We start from the raw sequence: 20432 nt of genomic DNA on the forward strand, positions 1-20432 counted from the left end.
AACTAAATTTTAACTTATATTATCACCTGTAAGTTAAACAAGTTTCGAATGAAAGTTAATGCGAGGTGGATATGGCTTTTACTTTTACCAGCGACACGTTGCCCACCGATCACAAAGCGGCAATCAGGCAGATGAAAAAGCAATTGCGTGAACAGCTTGGAGATGTTCAGTTGATTTTCAATCAGTTGAGCGAGGCCATTGCTAATCGCGTGGCGGAAATCAACGCCCTCAAAGCGCAAGGCTCTCCGGTATGGCCTGTGTTGTCCTATGCGGATATCAAGGCGGGTCGCGTGAGTGCTGAGCAGCGTGAAGAAATTAAGCGTCGCGGATGCGCGGTCATTAAAGGCCATTTCTCTCGCGAACAAGCCCTCGATTGGGATAGGTCAATGCTGGACTATCTGGACCGCAACCATTTTGACGACGTTTACCAAGGACCCGGCGATAATTTCTTTGGTACCCTGAGCGCGTCGCGGCCTGAAATCTACCCCATCTACTGGTCCCAGGCGCAGATGCAGGCCCGTCAGAGTGAAGAAATGGCAAATGCGCAGTCATTTCTCAACCGTCTTTGGACATTTGCAGGCGAAGGTAAGCAATGGTTTAACCCGGATGTCAGCGTTATCTACCCCGACCGCATACGCCGTCGTCCACCGGGAACGACGTCCAAAGGGCTGGGCGCGCATACGGATTCCGGCGCGCTGGAACGCTGGCTTCTGCCGGCATATCAGCAGGTCTTTGCTAATGTTTTCAATGGTAAGCTGGAAGATTACGACCCGTGGCAGGCCGCGCATCGCACTGAAGTAGAAGAGTACACGGTGGATAACACCACCAAATGTTCAGTATTCCGCACCTTCCAGGGCTGGACTGCTCTCTCCGATATGCTGCCAGGTCAGGGGTTGTTGCACGTGGTCCCTATCCCTGAAGCGATGGCCTGGGTACTGTTACGTCCATTGCTTGACGATGTGCCGGAAGATGAACTTTGCGGCGTAGCACCCGGCAGAGTTCTGCCGATTTCTGCGCAATGGCATCCGCTGCTGATTGAAGCGTTAACCAGCATTCCGCAACTGGACGCCGGAGACTCCGTCTGGTGGCATTGTGATGTGATCCACTCCGTCGCGCCGGTAGAAAATCAACAGGGTTGGGGCAACGTGATGTACATCCCTGCCGCACCGATGTGCGAAAAGAATCTGGCCTACGCCCATAAAGTGAAGGCCGCGCTGGAAAAAGGCGTATCGCCGGGTGATTTCCCACGCGAGGATTATGAAACTCACTGGGAAGGACGCTTCACGCTGGATGATTTGAATATCCATGGCAAGCGTGCGCTGGGGATTATTTAATTTGTAACTTACACAAGTTTCCCTAAGTATTTCGCGTTACAGGAAGGCGGCCAGCCTGTAAATCCCCGCAAGCTTACACAAGTAAGTGACCGGGGTGTACAGGTGCAGCCAACACACCTGTAACACGAAAGACGACGGGAAAATTATTCGACGCCCTTGCTACGCAGGTAATCTTCGTAGTTACCGGTGAAGTCGATTACGCGTTCCGGCGTAATTTCAATCACGCGGGTTGCCAACGAACTGACGAACTCACGGTCGTGAGAAACGAAGATCAGCGTGCCCTGGTACATTTCCAGCGCCATGTTCAGCGATTCGATAGATTCCATATCCAGGTGGTTGGTCGGTTCATCCATTACCAGTATATTCGGTTTCTGCATCATCAGCTTACCGAACAGCATGCGTCCTTTTTCACCACCGGACAGCACTTTAGCAGGTTTCTTGATATCGTCCTGACTGAACAGCAAGCGACCAAGGAAGCTACGTACTACCTGCTCATCATCGCCTTCCTGTTTCCACTGACTCATCCACTCGAAGACCGTCAGATCGTTTTCGAATTCGTACTCGTGATCCTGCGCGTAGTAACCAACCAGGGCGTTTTCAGACCATTTCACAGTACCGTTATCCGGCTGTAATTCGCCGACCAGCGTTTTCAGCATGGTTGATTTACCCACGCCGTTGGCACCCAGAATGGCAATTTTCTCACCGACTTCCAGCAGCAGGTTAAAGTTTTTAAACAACGGACCTTCATCAAACCCTTTCGTCAGCGCTTCCACTTCCAGCGCGTTACGGAACAGTTTCTTATCCTGTTCGAAGCGGATGAACGGGTTCTGACGGCTGGACGCCTTCACTTCGTCAAGCTTGATCTTATCAATCTGACGCGCACGAGAAGTCGCCTGACGAGATTTAGATGCGTTGGCGCTAAAGCGGCTGACGAAGGATTGCAGATCGGCAATCTGCGCTTTCTTCTTGGCGTTATCGGCCAGCAGACGTTCACGCGCCTGGGTTGCCGCCGTCATATATTCGTCGTAGTTACCCGGATAAACACGCAGTTCGCCGTAGTCCAGATCCGCCATGTGCGTACAGACCATGTTCAGGAAGTGACGGTCGTGCGAAATGATGATCATGGTGCTGTCACGCTCGTTCAGCGTCTGCTCCAGCCAGCGGATGGTGTCGATATCCAGGTTGTTCGTTGGTTCGTCAAGCAGCAGAATGTCCGGGTTAGAGAACAGCGCCTGTGCCAGAAGCACACGCAGCTTCCAGCCGGGGGCGACTTCGCTCATCGGGCCGTAATGCTGTTCTACCGGAATACCTACGCCCAGCAGCAGTTCACCCGCACGCGCTTCCGCAGAGTAGCCGTCCATTTCGCCATACTGAACTTCAAGGTCAGCAACTTTATAGCCGTCTTCTTCGCTCATTTCGGCCAGGGCGTAAATGCGATCGCGCTCCTGCTTTACTTCCCACAGTTCACCGTGACCCATGATCACGGTGTCAAGCACGGTGAACTCTTCAAAGGCGAACTGATCCTGACGCAGCTTACCAATACGCTCGTTCGGATCGAGGGAAACGTTGCCCAGCGTCGGTTCGAGGTCGCCGCCGAGAATTTTCATAAAAGTGGATTTACCGCTACCGTTCGCGCCAATCAGGCCGTAACGGTTGCCGCCGCCAAATTTGACGGAAATATTTTCAAACAGCGGCTTACTGCCGAACTGCATGGTGACGTTGCTGGAAACTAACACTGGCTTATCCTGAAAGAGAAAGAAATATGTGACGAACCGCTTATTATGCCATAAGTCTGCAATAAGATCGCGCCTTGATGCTGAAGGGATAAAGTGAAAGCAAAAGGAAAAAAATGTGATTTAGTACACATCCGAATTCCTTGTTGCTCAGATTGCACATATAATGCGTGCCCAACACTACATAAATCTCAACCCACTAGCCTGCCTGGCACTGAATCTCGCATACATGAACATGAATATGAAATTAACAACGCTTTTCGCGGCGGCACTCGCAATAGTTGGTTTTTGTAACACCGCTTCTGCCGTCACGTACCCGCTGCCTACCGATGGCAGCCGTTTGATCGGCCAAAACCAGGTCATCACTATTCCTGAAGGCAACACCCAACCGCTGGAGTATTTTGCGGCGGAGTATCAGATGGGTCTGTCTAATATGCTGGAAGCCAACCCGGGCGTGGATACCTTCCTGCCGAAGGGCGGTACCGTACTGAACATACCTCAGCAATTGATCCTGCCGGATACCGTGCATGAAGGTATTGTTATTAACAGCGCTGAAATGCGTCTGTACTACTACCCGAAAGGCACCAACACCGTTATTGTTCTGCCGATCGGTATTGGTCAGTTGGGCAAAGACACGCCAATCAACTGGACCACCAAAGTAGAACGTAAAAAAGCGGGCCCAACCTGGACGCCAACGGCAAAAATGCATGCGGAATACCGCGCTGCTGGCGAACCACTGCCAGCCGTTGTTCCGGCAGGTCCGGATAACCCGATGGGCCTGTACGCGCTGTATATCGGTCGCCTGTACGCCATCCACGGCACCAATGCTAACTTCGGCGTCGGCTTACGCGTCAGCCACGGTTGCGTGCGTCTGCGTAACGACGACATCAAATTCCTGTTTGAAAATGTGCCGGTCGGCACCCGCGTACAGTTTATCGATGAGCCGGTAAAAGCCACGACTGAACCAGACGGCAGCCGTTACATCGAGGTACACAACCCACTGTCTACCACTGAAGCACAGTTCGAAGGCGGGGAAATCGTACCGATTACGCTGAACAAGAGCATTACCAGCATCACCGGTCAGTCTGACGTCGATCAGGCCGTCGTTGAGCAGGCGGTACAGAACCGTTCAGGTATGCCGGTTCGTCTGAACTAAGCATCAAAACTGCCCTTTCGCCTTATCGGGCCTACTTGACCTGTAGGCCCGATAAGCGCCAGCCCCATCGGGCACCATCCTCACATCACCTGCAATAAACCATACCCTACCAGCGCCGCCCATATTAGCATCGGCACCGAATACCAATGAAAACGCCACCAGATCCGTCGATCGTTTGCCATCCGTAAAGCAATAAGATTCGCCAGCGATCCCGGCAACAACCCAAAACCGCCCACATTGACCGCCCAGGCCAGCAGCAGCGTTGGCGGGACGTAGTTCAGCAGCAAAATCGTGCTGGGAACATTACTGATAAACTGCGACAGGCCAATGGCCGTCAACCAAAGCCCCGGCGCTGAAAGCGTGCCAATCTGGTGGGTAATCTCCTGCAAGGCCGGGAGCTGCGTCAGCAAGTGCACATCAATGAACATCGCCATAAACACCAACAGCAGCGTCCAATCCACGCTGAGGATCACGCGGCGAGCCAGCACCATGAATCCTGCCGCGACGATCGCCAGGCCCCACAGCTCTTGTTTTAGCTCCAGTGCCGCCAGGAAAATGATATACAGCCCCAGACAGCTCCACACCAGGCGCGGTTGCCAGTCAGGCGCGCGCGTACCGGTATGATAATGCAAAGCTTTATGCGGGAAACTGAACCAGCACAGCGCCACCAATGTCAGCATCATGGTCCCCGCAAGCGGCGCCATCTGCCAGGTAAACGCGGTAAACGATAAGCCGGAGCGTCCCCACATCAGAATGTTTTGCGGATTACCTATTGGCGTGAGCAACGAACCGGCGTTTACCGCCAGCGCCTCAAAGATAATCAGGCGATTTACAGGAATGGCGCACAATTTTTTCAGGGTGATCGTCAGCGGAACAACAATAAACAGCGCAACATCGTTGGTCAGAAACGTCGACAGCAGGGCCGCCGCCAGCACCATAAATATCGCCAATTGACGTTCGGTGTTAAAGCGCCGGGTCATCTTGCGCCCTAACACATCGAAGTAACCGCTTAGCTCCACGCCTTTGGTCAGTAACATCAGGCCGCTAAGCGTAATGATCGTGTGCCAGTCTATCGCCCCCGGCCACGACCTTGGCGTAAACGGCACGAACAGGCTCAGTACAACCCCGACGATGATTAACAGCTGAAAAAAGCGATCGCGCTGTAAGGCGCGTAGTAAAGGAAAACTCATTCAGAGCCTGTGCCTTGCTGTTGCGTAAACCGGCTAAAAGCCTCCAGCGTTTCCTTACTGACGTGATGCTCCATTCCTTCCGCGTCGCGACGGGCAATTTCCGGGCTGATACCTAACATCAGCAGGAAATTCTCCACAATCTGGTGACGCTCCCGACTCTCCTGAGCCAGTCGCTCACCTTCTGCGGTTAAAAACACGCCCCGCCAGGGGATCATTTCAATCAACCCAACTGAAGCAAGACGCTTAAGCATTTTAGCAACCGTCGGCTGGGAAACCCCAAGCCGTGCTGCCATATCTACCTGGCGCGCTTCACCCACCTCAATAATGAGATCGGAAATCAGCTCTACGTAGTCATCAATCAGCTCACGGCGATGTGCCTCCCGGACCTGACGAAATCCTTCAACGTGTTCTTCGACATTCACCAATTGCGTCACTTTTTTTGTTGTTGGCATACCTGCGCGACGACTCATTCTGCTTCCTCGTTACTGTGACGCGTTAACGGCATCTGATTAGAGAACGCTCATTGTAAACCAGAGTTGCGTGGGCACAAAAAATTAACGTTTTAGCAATAGCTATATAATATAGCCTGTGCTATATCTGTATATAATAAAGACATCCCTCAAGGACTGATGGGATCGTGAAGTCAGGAGGTTTATATGAATGAATTTAAGAGGTGTATACGCGTGTTTAGCCACTCTCCCTTTAAAGTACGGTTAATGCTGATCTCTATGCTGTGCGACATGATTAACAGCAAACCAGAGCAGGATAAACCTGCAGATAAATAATGCGGCGTCGCGGTACGCCGCTTCATTTTCCTGCCGTAACTCGGATACGGTGATCGTTTTCGTGCCAATAACCCTTCTTTTTGTCAGTTTTGCCACGCCCCTCGCAAAACAATTTCTTAGTAGTAGTTGACCTTCTCTTGCACACACTCTATCTTTTCGCAGCCCTGCATATATTGCGGCTCGCGGATGCGGACCCTATCCCCCTTCTCGCTCTCTCAGGCAGGCAATGACCCTTAGCGCCAGGGTAAGCACATGGCGTTTTTGTAACAGTGGCATATGAATTTAACCCTCAAAGATTCAATCATTGCTCGTAGCCGGGCGATTAGTCCGTGGACTGGCCTCTATTTCTTACAGTCTCTGCTGATCAACCTTGCGCTGGGCTATCCGCTTAGCCTGCTCTATAGCGTTGCTTTCACCTGTATATTGATGCTGCTGTGGCGCAGCGCGCCGCGTGCGCAGAAAGTGCTGATTGGCATTTGCTCGCTGATAGCGGCAATGTACTTCCCGTTTGGCCAGGCTTACGGTTCGCCGAACTTCAATACCTTGCTGGCGCTGCACTCAACCAATATGGAAGAGTCTACTGAAATTCTGACCATCTTCCCCTGGTACAGTTATCTGGTTGGGGTGTTTATTTTCGCCCTCGGTGTTATCGCCGTACGCCGTAAAAAAGAGGTGCAGCAGCGTAGCTGGAATAAGTTCGACAGCATTTGTTTGCTGTTCAGCGTTGTCGCGTTCTTTGTGACCCCGGTGCAAAACCTGGCCTGGGGCGGCGTGTTCAAGCTGAAAGACACCGGCTATCCGGTTTTCCGCTTTGCCAAGGACGTTATCGTTAATAACAACGAAGTGCTCGACGAACAAGAGCGTATGGCGAAGCTGGCGAGCGTGAAAGACAGCTGGACGGTAACCGCCGTGAAGCCGAAGTATCATACCTACGTGGTGGTCATCGGCGAAAGCGCCCGCCGCGATGCGTTAGGCGCTTTTGGCGGCCACTGGGATAACACCCCGTTTGCCAGTTCCGTTAACGGCTACATCTTCGCGGATTACATCGCGGCAAGCGGTTCGACACAAAAATCACTCGGCCTGACGCTGAATCGGGTGGTGGACAATAAACCCCAGTTCCAGGATAACTTTGTCACTCTGGCCAACCGCGCGGGATTCCAGACGTGGTGGTTCTCCAATCAGGGACAGATTGGTGAATACGATACGGCCATCGCCAGCATTGCGAAGCGAGCTGATGAAGTTCAGTTCCTCAAAAGCGGTGATTTCGAAGCGGATAAAAATACCCGTGATGAAGCGCTGTTGAAGATGACCGCCCAGGTGCTGGCAACCGAGCGCACTCAGCCACAGCTTATCGTGCTGCATTTAATGGGCTCGCATCCGCAGGCCTGCGACCGTACGCAGGGTAAATACGAGACTTTCGTCCAGTCGAAAGAGACATCTTGCTATCTGTACACCATGACGCAGACGGATGACCTGCTGCGCCAGCTTTACGATCAGTTACGTAACAGCGGTAACAGCTTCTCGATGGTCTATTTCTCCGATCATGGCCTCGCGTTTAAAGAGCGGGGGAAAGAGGTGCAGTACCTGGCGCATGACGATCAGTTCCAGCAGAATTTCCAGGTACCATTTATGGTGCTGTCGAGCGATGATAAAGCGCACCGGGTGATTAAAGCCCGTCGCTCCGCCAATGACTTCCTCAGCTTTTTCTCGCAGTGGACGGGGATAAGCGCGAAGGAAATCACCAACAGCTATCGCTTTATTTCAGAGAAAAAGGCTGGCCCGGTGTACATCACCAACTTCAAATTGCAGAAGGTGGACTACAACCATCTGGGTACCGACATCTTTGAGACCAAATCTCGTTAATCTCTGAATTGCACACAAAAAAAATCCGCCCCGAGAGGCGGATTTTTTGTATCACCGAAGTGATTAGAAGCGGTAACCCACGCCAGCGATCCAGGTGCCAACGTCAACGCTACGAATACGGCTCTGCTCGTAGGAGAAGTCCAGAGCAACGTTTTCGATCGGGTTGAACTGCAGACCAGCACCGTAAGAGAAACCGTAGTCACTGGTGGTGTGGTTATCAGCCGGGGATGCTGCGTTCTGGAATTTACCGTAGCCAACACCCACTACACCGTAGATGCTTGCCCAGTCGTTCAGACGGTAAGCCGGACCAGCAGTGATGCCGTAGTACTGGGTTTTGTTGTAGTCGCCAGACGCATCGGTACGATCTTTTTCAGTGTAAGTGAAGGAACCGATAACACCCAGCGGGTTGCTGTCCTGCTCGTAGCGATACTTCAGGTTAAAACCGTTCATTTTGTTCGCTGCGCCCTGAGCATCGCTCTGAGCGTAACCACCGGTAACGGTAGAAGTCGCAGCTACAGCAGTACCTGCGGAGAAAGCCAGAACAGCGGCCAGTGCTGAAAGACATGCAATTTTTTTCATAACCACCTCAAATGTGCTTCAAGTAAATCCTAAGTTTTAAATATACCAAAAATTGATGGGAAACTCTTTGCGATTCGCGATGTCTAACGGGGTCTTTCATGTAACAGAACGTTTCAGAAACCCGCTATCTCTTTCAATTAACATCACTTTTCTAACCTGAAATGCCATTATTGCGCGCACAATATGGCACATTCATCCAGAATATTCCTAATCACACAGATTATTAATCCATCACTTTCATGCCATTGTACGGAACTGAGCAATTTTTTTTTCAACGAATACTCAACCAGCGGTGCGTATTTCCATTACACTCGCTGTTTTACTTTTCTATACATCACGTCATCCGTGTCGTAGCAAATTTGCAACGTCGCGCAGATGAAGGCGTGTAATTATCATTTGACAGGAGAAAGGATGCCGGGGTCGTCACGTAAAGCGCCAGTCTGGTTGCCTATTTTGGTTTTGCTTATTGCTATGTCCTCCATTCAAAGCGGAGCATCTCTGGCAAAATCGCTATTCCCACTCGTCGGTGCGCCGGGCGTTACCGCATTGCGCCTTGCGCTGGGCACCCTCATCCTTATTGCCTTCTTTAAACCCTGGCGTTTGCGATTCGCCAAAGAACAACGCCTGCCGCTGCTGTTTTATGGTCTGTCTCTGGGCGGGATGAACTATCTCTTCTACCTGTCAATCCAGACCGTCCCGCTGGGAATTGCCGTAGCGCTGGAGTTCACCGGCCCGCTCGCGGTAGCGCTGTTTTCATCACGACGTCCGGTGGATTTCATTTGGGTTGCACTGGCTGTACTCGGACTATGGTTCCTGCTGCCGTTAGGTCAGGACGTTTCTCACGTGGATTTAACCGGCGCTGCGCTGGCGCTGGGCGCTGGCGCCTGCTGGGCAATCTATATCCTTACCGGGCAGCGAGCCGGCGCGGAACATGGTCCAGCGACCGTTGCGGTAGGGTCATTAATTGCGGCGCTGATTTTTGTACCCATCGGCGCGCTCCAGGCCGGGGATGCCTTGTGGCACTGGTCCATTCTACCGTTAGGCCTGGCCATTGCGGTCCTCTCCACTGCGCTTCCCTACTCGCTGGAGATGATTGCGTTGACGCGGCTACCAACACGCACTTTTGGTACTCTGATGAGTATGGAACCTGCACTGGCTGCGGTTTCAGGAATGATCTTCCTCGGTGAAACGCTGACGCTTGTCCAGACGCTCGCTCTGGGCGCCATTATTGTCGCATCAATGGGTTCGACGCTCACTATTCGCAAAGAACCACAAATTAAGCAAGTTGACGTGAATTAACCACTTAATATTCTGCATGGTTTGCATAATCATGCAGAATATCCAATTGTAAATCTGCGTGATAATTATTCTAATGAATATAATTTTCTCATCTGCATATTTCTTGAAATTTATACATTAACATAAAAATAACACACCTCCATTAATAACCACTATATCCATATGATTTTATTAGTTATTTCATATCCACCCCTCTCTTCGCTATTAAAGTGATAGGTAACACCAGAAAAATAAATCCAAAATTCACGCTATACTTATTCCCGTTGAAGAGCTGGGACATAATTATCAAGAGGATATGAAAATATGAGTACCGCAAAACTGGTAAAAACAAAAGCATCTGCCCTCCTTTATACCCGCAACGATGTAACAGATAGCGAAAAGAAAGCGACCGTAGAGCTGCTGAATCAGCAAGTGATCCAGTTCATCGACCTGTCTTTGATCACCAAACAGGCTCACTGGAACATGCGCGGCGCGAACTTCATTGCTGTGCATGAAATGCTCGATGGCTTCCGTACTGCCCTGACCGATCACCTCGACACCATGGCTGAGCGCGCCGTACAGTTAGGCGGTGTGGCATTGGGTACCACCCAGGTTATTAACAGCAAAACGCCTCTGAAAAGCTATCCGCTGGATATCCATAGCGTACAGGACCACTTAAAAGAGCTGGCCGATCGTTATGCCGTCGTCGCTAACAGCGTCCGTAAAGCCATTAGCGAAGCAAAAGACGAAGATACAGCAGATATCTTCACCGCCGCTTCACGCGACCTCGACAAATTCCTGTGGTTTATCGAAGCCAACATTGAATAACAGCAGACATAAGAATTACCTATATAACCCTCGCCCTGGCGGGGGTTTTGCACATCTATGGTGCATGACATTGATCGTTCGTCACTCCAAAGTAAATTATTTGTAATAATCACTTCACACAATCGTTAACGAAAGATTGTTTTATCAACAATTTTTACGCTAAATAGTCATACCGTTTGCACTGTGTCAGGTGCGCACCAAATGAGTGCCCCAAAACAGTGCAGATTACCCACTTTGCCCTACTTATTGTGCAGAGAAACGAGACACCCTCTTGTTAAAACAATGAGTTGCAAAACTGGCACGATTTTTTCATTAAGCCATATGTTCTCGCAGGGGATCGCCCCGTGGATATAAAAGGAAATCCTATGAAGTCTGTATTAAAAGTCTCACTGGCTGCACTTACCCTGGCTTTTGCGGTGTCCTCCCATGCCGCAGATAAGAAACTGGTTGTCGCAACCGACACCGCGTTTGTACCGTTCGAATTCAAACAGGGTGACAAATACGTTGGTTTTGATGTGGATCTGTGGGCTGCCGTGGCCAAAGAACTGAAGCTGGATTATGAACTGAAACCAATGGATTTCAGCGGCATCATCCCGGCTCTGCAAACCAAGAATATCGACCTGGCGCTGGCGGGTATCACCATCACTGATGAGCGTAAGAAAGCGATCGACTTCTCTGACGGCTACTACAAAAGCGGTCTGTTAGTGATGGTCAAAGCGAATAATAACGACGTGAAAAGCGTGAAAGATCTGGGTGGTAAAGTCGTCGCTGTGAAGAGCGGCACGGGTTCCGTTGATTACGCGAAAGCTAACATCAAAACCAAAGATCTGCGTCAGTTCCCGAATATCGATAACGCATATATGGAACTGGGCACCAACCGCGCAGACGCCGTGCTGCACGACACGCCAAACATTCTTTACTTCATCAAAACCGCTGGCAACGGTCAGTTCAAAGCTGTAGGCGAATCCCTGGAAGCCCAGCAGTACGGTATCGCCTTCCCGAAAGGCAGCGATGAACTGCGTGAGAAAGTGAACGGCGCGCTGAAAACGCTGAAAGAGAACGGCACATACAACGAAATCTACAAAAAATGGTTCGGTACCGAACCTAAATAACAAGAACGTTCTGTAACGCCCGGTAGCGCCAGCGCCGCCGGGCCTGCAATTTTGAGTCATCGCGTTATGGCTCATTACTTTTCTCACCACGGTAACAGGAACGAAATATGCAGTTTGACTGGAGTGCCATCTGGCCCGCCATCCCGCTTTTGATTGAAGGCGCCAAAATGACCCTGTGGATCTCGGTCCTCGGTCTGGCAGGCGGTCTGATAATCGGGCTTGCAGCAGGGTTTGCGCGTACTTTCGGCGGTTGGATAGCCAACCACGTAGCGCTGGTGTTTATCGAAGTCATTCGCGGTACGCCAATCGTTGTGCAGGTGATGTTTATTTACTTTGCCCTGCCAATGGCATTTAACGATTTACGCATTGATCCCTTTAGCGCCGCCGTTGTCACCATCATGATCAACTCCGGCGCCTATATTGCGGAAATCACCCGCGGCGCGGTGCTCTCAATCCATAAAGGATTCAGCGAAGCCGGACTGGCGCTTGGGCTTTCACGTACAGAGACTATCCGCCACGTTATTTTACCTCTCGCGCTGCGTCGTATGCTGCCACCGCTGGGCAACCAGTGGATCATCAGCATTAAAGATACCTCGCTGTTTATTGTCATTGGCGTCGCTGAACTGACCCGTCAGGGCCAGGAAATCATTGCCGGTAACTTCCGCGCACTGGAAATCTGGAGCGCCGTTGCGGTGTTCTATCTGATCATTACGCTGGTGCTGAGCTTCATTCTGCGTCGTCTGGAAAGAAGGATGAAAATCCTGTGATTGAATTTAAAAACGTTTCTAAGCACTTTGGCCCAACCCAGGTGCTGCACAATATTGACCTGAACATTCAGCAGGGCGAAGTGGTGGTAATTATCGGGCCATCCGGGTCCGGCAAATCAACCCTGCTGCGCTGCATTAACAAACTGGAAGAGATAACCTCTGGCGATCTGATCGTCGACGGTCTGAAGGTAAACGATCCAAAGGTAGACGAGCGGTTAATCCGCCAGGAAGCCGGGATGGTGTTTCAGCAGTTCTACCTGTTCCCGCATCTGACGGCGCTGGAAAACGTCATGTTCGGACCGCAGCGCGTACGCGGGGCGAATAAAGAACAGGCCGAGAAACTGGCTAAAGAGCTGCTGGCGAAAGTAGGTCTGGCCGAGCGTGCGCATCACTACCCTTCTGAGCTGTCTGGCGGTCAACAGCAGCGTGTGGCGATCGCCCGAGCGCTGGCGGTGAAGCCGAAAATGATGCTGTTTGATGAGCCAACCTCAGCGCTGGACCCGGAACTGCGCCACGAAGTTCTGAAAGTTATGCAGGATCTGGCGGAGGAAGGGATGACCATGGTGATTGTGACCCACGAAATCGGCTTTGCCGAAAAAGTGGCTTCACGCCTGATTTTCATTGATAAGGGACGTATTGCCGAAGACGGTAATCCGCAGGCCCTGATTGAAAATCCGCCCAGCCAACGTTTACAGGAATTCTTGCAGCACGTTTCCTGATAGCTCTCCCTCCCTTCGCCTGAAGGGAGGTTTTTCACCAGAATCCTCTCATTTCATTTCTCCCCCGCCCTGACATCTATACTTATCCTTTTGAATTTATTTTCTCATGGGAGGAGTCATGCGCTGGATCCTGTTCATCTTTGTTTGTCTGGTGAGTCTCCCGACTCAGGCGGTGACGATACCAGGCGTCACTACGCCAACGTCAACCAACGCGCAAACCGCGCCGGCGAAAGAGCCGGATGTTGAACAGAAGAAAGCGGCCTACGGCGCACTGGCTGATGTGCTGGAAAATGATGCCTCGCGCCAGGAACTGATCGGTCAGTTACGCAAAGTGGCGACAGCGCCCCCTGCCGAGCCGGTGCCAACCATTGTTCCGCCCACGTTAACGGAAGAAAAAACGGTGCTGGAAAACGTCACGGATGTCACCCGCCACTACGGTGAGGCGCTCTCCAGCCGCTTTGCTCAGCTTTACCGCAATATTACCGATGCACCACACAAGACCTTCAACCCGCAAACGTTCACCAATGCCCTGACCCATTTTTTAATGCTGGCGGCGTCAGTGTTCGGTTTTTTCTGGCTGCTTCGCCTGTGCGCGCTGCCGCTGTATCGCAAAATGGGGCAATGGGCACGACGGAAAAACCGCGAACGCAGCAACTGGCTCCAGCTTCCGACGATGATCATCGGCGCATTCATTATCGATTTGCTTCTGTTGGCGCTGACTTTGTTTGTCGGGCAGATACTGAGCGACAGAATGAACGCAGGTAGCCGCACTATCGCCTTTCAGCAAAGTCTGTTTCTCAATGCCTTTGCGTTGATTGAGTTCTTCAAAGCCATTCTACGCCTGATATTTTGCCCAACGGTGGCCGAACTGCGCCCGTTTAACATTCAGGATGCCGGTGCGCGCTACTGGAATCGCCGTTTAAGTTCATTGAGCAGCCTGATTGGATACGGACTTATCGTTGCCGTTCCCATTATCTCGAATCAGGTCAACGTGCAGGTCGGCGCGATGGCAAACGTCATCATCATGCTGTGTATCACGCTATGGGCGCTGTACCTGATTTTCAGAAACAAGAAAGAGATAACGCAGCATTTGCTGAATCTGGCGGAAAGATCGTTAGCGTTTTTCAGCCTGTTTATCCGCGCCTTTGCACTGGTATGGCATTGGCTGGCCAGCGCCTACTTCATTGTGCTGTTTTTCTTCTCGCTGTTTGATCCTGGCAACAGCCTGAAATTCATGATGGGCGCTACGCTGCGTAGCCTGGTGATCATTGGAATCGCCGCCTTTGTTTCCGGTATGCTTTCCCGCTGGATAGCCAAAACTATTACCCTTTCGCCACACACCCAGCGCAGCTATCCGGAATTACAAAAACGGTTGAATGGCTGGCTGTCGACGGCGTTAAGCGTAGCCAGGATCCTGACGGTGTGCGTCGCGGTAATGCTGCTACTGAATGCCTGGGGATTGTTCGACTTCTGGAACTGGCTGCATTACGGCGCAGGAGAAAAAACGGTGGATATTCTGATCCGTATCGCGCTGATTTTATTCTTCTCCGCCATCGGCTGGACGATCCTTGCCAGCCTGATTGAAAATCGTCTGGCTTCCGATATTCACGGCCGCCCGCTCCCCAGCGCCCGTACCCGCACCCTGCTGACGCTGTTTCGCAACGCGCTGGCGGTGATCATCAGCACGATCACCATCATGATTGTGCTATCCGAAATTGGCGTCAATATCGCGCCCTTACTGGCCGGGGCCGGGGCGCTGGGGCTGGCTATCTCTTTCGGCTCGCAAACGCTGGTAAAAGATATTATTACCGGGATCTTTATTCAGTTCGAAAATGGCATGAACACCGGTGACCTGGTGACTATCGGCCCACTCACCGGTACGGTTGAACGGATGTCCATCCGCTCTGTGGGCGTCCGTCAGGACACCGGGGCGTACCATATCATTCCCTGGTCATCGATAACGACCTTCGCCAACTTTGTGCGCGGGATTGGATCGGTCGTCGCCAATTACGACGTAGACCGCCATGAGGATGCAGATAAAGCGAATCAGGCGTTGAAAGACGCTGTGGCTGCAGTGATGGAACAGGACGATATTCGCGGGCTGATTATTGGCGAGCCGTCGTTTGCCGGGATTGTGGGGTTAACCAATACGGCCTTCACGCTACGGGTCTCATTTACCACATTACCGCTGAAACAGTGGACGGTACGTTTCGCGCTCGACAGCCAGGTGAAGAAATACTTCGATCTGGCCAACGTACGCGCGCCGGTACAGACCTATCAGGTCTTGCCTGCACCGGTGAATGGCCCTGCGTCGGCAGCAAGCGAACCGCTGCCGCCAACCGAGCCAACGCTTTAGCGTTTACGCGCCATAAAACGGCGACGCTGATCGTTATCCATAAAGGTCCAGGCAATAAAGCGACTCTGCTTTTGCCCCTGGGCCATCTCTTTCTTAACCACTTTCACCGCACCCGCATCCGTTAACGCGTGGTACAGCGGAGGCAAATTCTCACCGCGCGAAACCAGCGTGGTGAACCACATCACCTGACGGCCAAAGGCCTGGCTTTCGGCGATCATTTTTTTGATGAACGCCACTTCACCGCCTTCACACCACAGCTCCTGCTGCTGCCCGCCAAAGTTCAGCGCATCATCTTTATCCTGCCCCAGATTACGACGTTTGCGCTCGCTTCCGGCGCGGGCTGAAGCCGCAGAATCATGGAATGGCGGGTTACACAATGTGGCTTCATATTGCTCATTCTTGTGAATGATACCGTTGAAGATTGCCGTAGCATCTTTCTGGCGACGCAGACGAATAGCACGAGTTAACCCCGGATTGGCATTTACGATCGCCTGAGCGCTGTTAAACGCTTCGCTACTGGTCTCACTACCGGTGAATCGCCAGCCATATTCATGCACGCCGATCAACGGATAAATACAGTTTGCCCCAACTCCCACGTCCAGCACGCTCGCATTTGCTGGAATGGTTCCGCTGGTTTCACCTAACAGGTCGGCCAGATGGTGAATGTAGTCAGCGCGACCAGGAACCGGCGGGCACAGAAAACCGTCTGGAATATCCCAGTTTTTCACCGCATAAAAATGCGCCAGCAGTGCTTTATTGAGCGCCTTCACTGCCTGCGGATTCGCGAAATCAACACTCTGCTCGCCGCCTGGCGTGAGGGTGAGAAATTGCGTCAACTCGGGTGTAACCTGGCATAAAGTCGCAAGATCATAACGGCCATTGTGGCGGTTGCGTGGGTGTAATCCCGGTTTCTGGGGGGGCATAGCATTCTCCTTTTAACAGCGGCGTAAGATACCCGCATAACGCCACGCGGTAAACACACAGCAAGGAAATTTGCTTTTTTTATACCTATTTGATGGCTTGCGGATTGTTCAAAAAACAGACAGCTCATCACCAGTTTTTTGCGGTAAATGTCATCCGCTGACGGCCTAAACTTATCAGGCACGACCTGTTGTTTCTCAGAGGATATCACCATGAAGAAATGCCTCACATTCCTTGCCGCTACCGTACTGACCGGCATGACATTTGCGTCCTTTGCTGCACAGCCCTACACCAGCCCTCAAACCGGCCAGCTACAAGCTTCCGGCACTGTTTTCGCTACCGGAGCTTCTAACCTGAGCGATCTCGAAGACAAGCTGGCAGAGAAAGCGAAAGAGCAAGGCGCAAAAGGCTTTGTCGTCAATTCTGCGGGCGGTAAAAACCAGATGTACGGCAGCGCAACTATCTATAAGTAGTCCCTCACCTTAGCCCAACTGCATTCACCCCGAATGCAGTTTGCTACCTGCTGTTCACGTCGTTCACCGCTCAAATTGTAATCATCGTGTAGCAATTTTGAATCCAATGTAAATAAATGTATTTATTTTTGAATTAATGAATGCTAAAACGTCGCACTGATTAGTAATGCTTATCAAAATCATTATCAATTATACATTCACTCCCGCGAGGCCTGCAGGGTATAACATCCACAGAGATGTCCCTTCGCGCGAGTGAAACCGTCTACTCAAAAAATAATAAGTCACTCACTAACATGGATAAAAATCGCAATTTGCCTGCCAGTAGTTTTCATTCACTGACTTTTTTTGCCGGTCTGTGTATTGGCCTGTCTCCGGTAGCTCAGGCTGTCGCCGCGGGCGATCAAGATAAAAAACAAGAAGATACGTTGGTTGTTGAAGCGGCCAAACCTTCGTTATACGCCCCAACGCAGTCTGCCGACCCTAAGTTCTCCCGCCCGGTAGCGGATACAACCCGCACCATGACAGTGATTTCTGAGCAGGTGATTAAGGATCAAGGTGCAACCAATCTGACCGATGCGCTGAAAAACGTACCGGGCGTTGGCGCGTTTTTCGCCGGTGAGAACGGTAACTCCACCACCGGTGACGCGGTGTACATGCGTGGTGCGGATACCTCGAACAGTATTTATATCGACGGTATCCGAGATATTGGCAGCGTTACGCGCGACACTTTCAATACCGAACAGGTTGAAGTGATCAAAGGCCCCTCCGGCACCGACTATGGCCGTAGCGCGCCAACGGGCTCCATCAATATGATCAGCAAACAGCCGCGCACTGACTCAGGGATCGATGCCTCGGCCAGCGTCGGTAGCGCCTGGTTCCGCCGTGGTACGCTGGACATTAACCAGGTCATCGGCGAGACCACCGCTGCACGGTTAAACCTGATGGGTGAAAAAACGCATGATGCCGGTCGCGATAACGTTAAGAATGAACGTTATGGTGTGGCCCCCTCCCTCGCCTTTGGCTTAGGCACTGAGAACCGACTGTATCTGAACTATCTGCATGTCACCCAGCACAACACCCCGGATGGCGGTGTCCCCACCATCGGTCTGCCGGGATATTCCGCGCCTTCCGCGGGGACTGCTGCACTGAATCAGTCAGGAAAAGTGGATACGCATAACTTCTACGGTACCAACTCGGATTACGACGATTCGACGACCGATACCGCAACGATGCGTTTTGAACATGATCTGAACGACAGCACCACTATTCGCAACACCACCCGCTGGTCACGCATTAAGCAGGATTATCTGATGACGGCGGTGATGGGCGGCGCGACTAACATCACCCAACCCACCAGCAGCGTCGACACCTGGACCTGGTCACGCCTGGCTAATACCAAAGATGTCAGCAATAAGATCCTGACCAACCAGACCAACCTGACCTCAAAATTTTACACGGGCTCCATCGGTCACGACATCAGCACCGGCGTGGAGCTAACGCGTGAAACGCAAACCAACTATGGTGTAAACCCGATCACCCCGCCGCCGGTAAATATCTATCATCCCGACAGCAATGTGAATATCGGCGGATTATCTCGTAACGGCGCTAATGCTAACGGGCAAACCGATACCTTCGGTGTATACGCCTTTGATACGCTACAGATTACCCGTGAGTTTGAACTAAACGGTGGTATTCGCCTCGACAATTACCGCACGGAATATGACAGCGCCACCGCTTGCGGCGCTTCTGGTCGCGGCGCGGTCGCGTGTCCGACAGGCGTGGCGAAAGGTTCTCCGGTCACCACCGTGGATACTGCCAAATCAGGCAATCTGGTGAACTGGAAAGCGGGCGCGCTGTATCACCTGACCGATAACGGTAACGTTTACATTAACTACGCCGTTTCTCAGCAACCGCCGGGCGGCAGCAACTTTGCCCTCGCTCAGGGCGGAAGCGGTAACAGTGCGAACCGTACCGATTTCAAACCGCAGAAAGCGAAAACCAGCGAGATCGGCACCAAATGGGAGGTGCTGGATAAGCGCCTGCTGTTAACTGCCGCGATTTTCCGTACGGATATTGAGAACGAAGTTGAGCAGAACGACGACGGCACATATTCCCAGTACGGGGAGAAGCGCGTTGAAGGTTACGAACTCTCGGTAGCAGGGAACATCACTCCCGCATGGCAGGTTATTGGGGGTTACACCCAGCAGCGCGCGACGATCCACAGCGGCAAAAACGTTGCTCAGGATGGTTCTTCATCCCTGCCGTATACGCCAGAACATGCGTTCACGCTGTGGAACCAGTATCAGGCTACCGATGATATCTCTGTTGGCGCGGGCGCTCGCTACGTGGGCAGTATGCATCGCGGTTCCGACGGGGCCGTGGGTACGCCATCCTACACCGAAGGTTACTGGGTCGCCGACGCGAAACTGGGTTATCGCGTGAATCGCAATCTCGATTTCCAGTTGAACGTCTATAACCTGTTCGACACCGATTATGTATCCTCCATTAACAAGAGCGGATACCGTTACCATCCGGGCGAGCCAAGAACCTTCCTGCTCACGGCAAATATGCATTTCTGATCTTTTACGTGGGGCGTAAGCCCCACTTTCAGGAGAAACACTGATGATGTATCACATTCCCGGCATTCTGTCGGCGAAGGATGTCGCCTGGTTTCGCGAACAACTGGACGCTGCCGACTGGGTTGATGGCCGCGCAACCACCGGCGCTCAGGGCGCGCAGGTTAAAAACAACCAGCAGGTGGATACGCAAAGTGAGCGTTACGGCGTTTTACAACAGGCGGTACAAAACGCGGTGAACAACAGCGCGTTATTCTTCGCCGCTGCATTACCGAAAACGCTTTCCACACCGCTGTTCAATCGCTACCAGGACAACGAGACCTACGGTTTTCACGTTGACGGCGCGGTGCGTAGTCATCCGCAAAACGGCTGGATGCGCACAGATCTTTCTGCCACCTTATTCCTGAGTAATCCCGACGATTATGAGGGAGGAGAGCTGCTGGTCAATGACACTTACGGCCAGCATGCGGTAAAACTTCCGGCAGGCGATCTGGTACTTTACCCTTCCAGCAGTCTGCACTGCGTTACGCCGGTGACCCGTGGTGTTCGGGTGGCATCCTTTATGTGGATCCAGTCGATGATCCGGGACGATAAAAATCGCGCCATGCTTTTTGAGCTGGATAAAAACATCCAGTCCCTGAAGACACGTCATGGGGAGAGTAGCGAGATCCTGTCGCTTCTCAATCTCTACCATAACCTGCTGCGCGAATGGTCTGAAATCTGATACCGCTGACGCGTGGTCGTTTTTCAGCCATCACATTC

The 20432-nt window shown here is 52.0% G+C and carries 18 protein-coding genes; 13 read left to right on the forward strand and 5 right to left on the reverse strand.

Annotated features, from left to right (window positions below; translation table 11 throughout):
- Positions 1–71: 71 nt before the first annotated feature.
- The gene (locus tag HV350_RS16215; RefSeq protein WP_115190786.1) at positions 72–1334 is read left to right on the forward strand and encodes a DUF1479 domain-containing protein; all 1263 of its coding nucleotides are present in this window, start codon (positions 72–74) and stop codon (positions 1332–1334) included.
- 143 nt (positions 1335–1477) lie between these two features.
- Here the strand turns inward: HV350_RS16215 and HV350_RS16220 are convergent, their stop codons facing one another.
- A complete protein-coding gene (locus HV350_RS16220) occupies positions 1478–3070 on the reverse strand; it encodes an ABC-F family ATPase (RefSeq protein ID WP_016152376.1) in 1593 nt (530 codons plus the stop codon).
- 232 nt (positions 3071–3302) lie between these two features.
- On the opposite strand from HV350_RS16220, the gene ldtB reads away from it, so the two are divergent.
- Entirely contained in the window at positions 3303–4223 is a 921-nt protein-coding gene (gene ldtB, locus HV350_RS16225; RefSeq protein WP_003035268.1) for a L,D-transpeptidase, read from the forward strand.
- Between the two features lie 80 nt (positions 4224–4303).
- On the opposite strand, the gene HV350_RS16230 is transcribed toward ldtB, so the two are convergent.
- Together HV350_RS16230 and mntR are read right to left on the reverse strand one after the other, a co-directional pair.
- Positions 4304–5413 carry an anion transporter gene (locus tag HV350_RS16230; protein ID WP_153690566.1) on the reverse strand — a complete coding sequence of 370 codons (1110 nt, stop codon included), beginning with the start codon at positions 5411–5413 and terminating at the stop codon, positions 4304–4306.
- A complete protein-coding gene (gene mntR, locus HV350_RS16235; protein WP_003831586.1) occupies positions 5410–5883 on the reverse strand; it encodes a manganese-binding transcriptional regulator MntR in 474 nt (157 codons plus the stop codon). Before mntR ends, HV350_RS16230 begins: the two co-directional genes overlap by 4 nt.
- Before the next feature lie 186 nt (positions 5884–6069).
- Here mntR and mntS point away from each other — a divergent pair, with 186 nt between their 5' ends.
- Together mntS and HV350_RS16245 are read left to right on the forward strand one after the other, a co-directional pair.
- Positions 6070–6198 (forward strand): manganase accumulation protein MntS, encoded by a 129-nt coding sequence (gene mntS, locus HV350_RS16240; protein ID WP_016152374.1) that lies wholly within the window; start codon positions 6070–6072, stop codon positions 6196–6198.
- A 276-nt stretch (positions 6199–6474) separates the two neighbouring features.
- Positions 6475–8061, forward strand: coding sequence for a phosphoethanolamine transferase (locus HV350_RS16245; RefSeq protein ID WP_047359432.1), 1587 nt, complete (start codon positions 6475–6477; stop codon positions 8059–8061).
- A gap of 63 nt (positions 8062–8124) precedes the next feature.
- Here HV350_RS16245 and ompX read toward each other — a convergent pair whose 3' ends face one another.
- On the reverse strand, positions 8125–8640 hold the full coding sequence (gene ompX, locus HV350_RS16250) for an outer membrane protein OmpX (protein WP_016152372.1): 516 nt from the start codon (positions 8638–8640) through the stop codon (positions 8125–8127).
- Positions 8641–9051: 411 nt separating this feature from the next.
- On the opposite strand from ompX, the gene rhtA reads away from it, so the two are divergent.
- The 6 genes from rhtA to ybiO all read left to right on the forward strand — a co-directional run bounded on the left by rhtA (position 9052) and on the right by ybiO (position 15700).
- Positions 9052–9939 (forward strand): threonine/homoserine exporter RhtA, encoded by an 888-nt coding sequence (gene rhtA, locus HV350_RS16255; RefSeq protein ID WP_016156069.1) that lies wholly within the window; start codon positions 9052–9054, stop codon positions 9937–9939.
- A 303-nt stretch (positions 9940–10242) separates the two neighbouring features.
- Positions 10243–10746, forward strand: a complete 504-nt coding sequence (gene dps, locus HV350_RS16260; protein ID WP_006685362.1) for a DNA starvation/stationary phase protection protein Dps — start codon at positions 10243–10245, stop codon at positions 10744–10746.
- Between the two features lie 365 nt (positions 10747–11111).
- On the forward strand, positions 11112–11858 hold the full coding sequence (gene glnH, locus HV350_RS16265; RefSeq protein ID WP_181628912.1) for a glutamine ABC transporter substrate-binding protein GlnH: 747 nt from the start codon (positions 11112–11114) through the stop codon (positions 11856–11858).
- 107 nt (positions 11859–11965) lie between these two features.
- Positions 11966–12625 carry a glutamine ABC transporter permease GlnP gene (gene glnP, locus HV350_RS16270; RefSeq protein WP_003035248.1) on the forward strand — a complete coding sequence of 220 codons (660 nt, stop codon included), beginning with the start codon at positions 11966–11968 and terminating at the stop codon, positions 12623–12625.
- Entirely contained in the window at positions 12622–13344 is a 723-nt protein-coding gene (gene glnQ / locus HV350_RS16275; RefSeq protein WP_003035246.1) for a glutamine ABC transporter ATP-binding protein GlnQ, read from the forward strand. Before glnP ends, glnQ begins: the two co-directional genes overlap by 4 nt.
- A gap of 118 nt (positions 13345–13462) precedes the next feature.
- Positions 13463–15700, forward strand: coding sequence for a mechanosensitive channel protein (gene ybiO, locus HV350_RS16280; RefSeq protein ID WP_016156068.1), 2238 nt, complete (start codon positions 13463–13465; stop codon positions 15698–15700).
- On the opposite strand, the gene rlmF is transcribed toward ybiO, so the two are convergent.
- Positions 15697–16623 carry a 23S rRNA (adenine(1618)-N(6))-methyltransferase RlmF gene (gene rlmF, locus HV350_RS16285; RefSeq protein ID WP_047359435.1) on the reverse strand — a complete coding sequence of 309 codons (927 nt, stop codon included), beginning with the start codon at positions 16621–16623 and terminating at the stop codon, positions 15697–15699. The genes ybiO and rlmF overlap by 4 nt on opposite strands.
- A gap of 210 nt (positions 16624–16833) precedes the next feature.
- On the opposite strand from rlmF, the gene mcbA reads away from it, so the two are divergent.
- From mcbA to ybiX, 3 genes are all read left to right on the forward strand, one after another.
- Positions 16834–17094, forward strand: coding sequence for a DUF1471 family periplasmic protein McbA (gene mcbA, locus HV350_RS16290; protein ID WP_016152367.1), 261 nt, complete (start codon positions 16834–16836; stop codon positions 17092–17094).
- Positions 17095–17387: 293 nt separating this feature from the next.
- The gene (locus HV350_RS16295) at positions 17388–19673 is read left to right on the forward strand and encodes a catecholate siderophore receptor Fiu (protein ID WP_131405756.1); all 2286 of its coding nucleotides are present in this window, start codon (positions 17388–17390) and stop codon (positions 19671–19673) included.
- 43 nt (positions 19674–19716) lie between these two features.
- Positions 19717–20394, forward strand: coding sequence for a PKHD-type hydroxylase YbiX (ybiX, locus tag HV350_RS16300; RefSeq protein ID WP_181628914.1), 678 nt, complete (start codon positions 19717–19719; stop codon positions 20392–20394).
- Positions 20395–20432 lie beyond the last annotated feature (38 nt).

The sequence above is a fragment of the Citrobacter sp. RHBSTW-01013 genome, assembly GCF_013781985.1.
GTDB classification, from domain to species: Bacteria; Pseudomonadota; Gammaproteobacteria; order Enterobacterales; family Enterobacteriaceae; genus Citrobacter; species Citrobacter braakii.